Raw genomic sequence first — 263 nt, forward strand, 5'->3', positions numbered from 1 at the left:
AATCGGGCTCGAACCGATGACCCCCTGCTTGCAAAGCAGGTGCTCTTCCAGCTGAGCTATACCCCCGACGCGTGTGCCCTCTAAATTAAACAACGTGAAAGTCACTCATTCACCGAAGTCTGACCTTAGGACGTTACAAACAACCATCAGCTGTTTGAAGTCTCCTTAGAAAGGAGGTGATCCAGCCGCACCTTCCGATACGGCTACCTTGTTACGACTTCACCCCAATTATCGAACCCACCTTCGGCCGCGCCCTCCTTGCG

The 263-nt window shown here is 53.2% G+C and carries 1 rRNA gene; it reads right to left on the bottom strand.

What is annotated here, in order from left to right:
- Nucleotides 1-169 precede the first annotated feature (169 nt).
- A 16S ribosomal RNA gene (locus H7U37_RS15435) occupies nucleotides 170-263 on the bottom strand; the annotation flags it as partial.

It is taken from the genome of Pseudoflavonifractor phocaeensis (assembly GCF_016901735.1).
Classification (GTDB): Bacteria; Bacillota; Clostridia; order Oscillospirales; family Oscillospiraceae; genus Pseudoflavonifractor_A.